Source organism: Capnocytophaga granulosa ATCC 51502 (assembly GCF_000411115.1).
Classification (GTDB): Bacteria; Bacteroidota; Bacteroidia; order Flavobacteriales; family Flavobacteriaceae; genus Capnocytophaga; species Capnocytophaga granulosa.
Window position 1 is genome coordinate 1 of record NZ_KE150254.1, and the last position, 1,585, is coordinate 1,585.

Consider the following 1,585-nt stretch of genomic DNA (forward strand, 5'->3'; position numbering starts at 1 on the left):
CTGTTAGGTAAGTATTGTATCCCAAATAGGAAGGGCTTTCTGTCACATTTAAGATTGATGATTGCTTTTCTTTAGGTAGCACGACCTCTGTGGTTACCTCTACTTCCATAGGGAAAAAGTGTCTATAAAAAAATGCCAAAAGCTCCTTAATAGCTCCTTGATGTAGGTACTGAGGTAACTCAGTTTGCTGCAAAGGACCTATTTGCAAGTCCAAATGCTTGGTGTAATCTGTATAATCAGTACCTGCAATCGTATCCAAGCCTAAATAACAATTCCCAAGTAGGGTATCTTGGGCGGTATCTGCATAGTTGCCATATTCTCTGATATTTACCTTGACCTCTTCACCAATAAGCAGTGATAGTACCTCGCAAGTCTTATCAAGGTCGCCTATAATCTTATGTGCATAGGGTAATATGCTGATAAACTTTGAGGCTAATACTGGCTCAAAGCTCATAGGGACATTCCATAGGGTGTACAGAACATCAGGGGCAAGGGAGCTATTGATTTCTTTTAAAAAGGAACTCTCAAAGATTTCTGCTTGTACGTTAAACTGAAACAGCTCATTCTCCAAAGGAGCAAAGAACAATCTCGCTGCTTTTTCCTCTTCCTTTTGCTGGCGATACTCCTTGACCATTGTCTCTATGCCCTTCTTTGAAGTATCCGCATTTTTGCTGTGCACCATTCCTTCAGGCAAAGTATCATAGAGACTATCACGGGAGAGACTTATATAAAGCATCTGAGTAGCATCATAGAGATAGTCCTTAACAGAAGCGTCTAACACATCAAAGCGATAACTGCGTGCAAACTGCCCTTCTTTCTCTACAATACACTGGTTTTCTTTGATATGCTTGTGCTGTATCAGGTCGCTGACAAGGACTTCTGCCTTGATGTCGTATTTCAAAGCAGTGATTTCTTGGGCGATATGTTCTAAGTCTGTTGCCATTACTTTTTTTTCTCTTGTTTTAGTCTGCCTGCAGCTACATAGCGCAACTGAAAATAAGAGTCGTTAAAATCATAGATATTTAATCCTTCCTCTGTGCAGGCTAAGATGCGGTCGTTGTGCAGGTATATCCCCACATCTGAGATAGGTTGTTCTTTGGAATATCTGAAAAACAATATATCACCTTCTTTTAAAAAATCCCTTCCTGTAAAGAGTTGCAAGGATTTAGAGCGGAATATACCATCAGCAGTTTTAGGGAAAGTCTCTTTGTAAATATCACTGAATAGAGCCTGTACAAAGTAAGAAGCATCAACGCCCGCTTTCTTATCCAAGCTCTGTGGTTTGTAAGGCGTACCTATCCAAGCATCAATATAAGCGTATAAGGGATAGTTACGTATATCCTGTGGCATCGTCTTTAAGATGATGGAATATTTTTCTTTAAGTCGTATTTCCTCATCTGAAAGCTGCTCATCCTTGTAGTTGCTCTCCGTGTATTTGGCGTCTATACTATCCTTATGAGCTTGCGCGGCTTTGCGAAAGCTATCCGTGGAATAGTGATAGGGCACCTCACGGATATACTTGCCTCCTGAGCAGGCGGCTGTAAAGATGAGTACTGATATGTAAATGAGTCTCTTATAGGTCATT

General features: G+C 40.6%; 2 protein-coding genes. Both read right to left on the minus strand.

The window, feature by feature from the left end; all coding sequences use genetic code 11:
• Positions 1 to 943 (minus strand): type VI secretion system baseplate subunit TssG (locus HMPREF9331_RS07505; RefSeq protein WP_016421356.1); only part of this gene is annotated, 943 nt, incomplete at its 3' end.
• Positions 943 to 1,584 (minus strand): C40 family peptidase, encoded by a 642-nt coding sequence (locus tag HMPREF9331_RS07510; protein WP_016421357.1) that lies wholly within the window; start codon positions 1,582 to 1,584, stop codon positions 943 to 945. The genes HMPREF9331_RS07510 and HMPREF9331_RS07505, both read right to left, overlap by 1 nt.
• Position 1,585 lies beyond the last annotated feature (1 nt).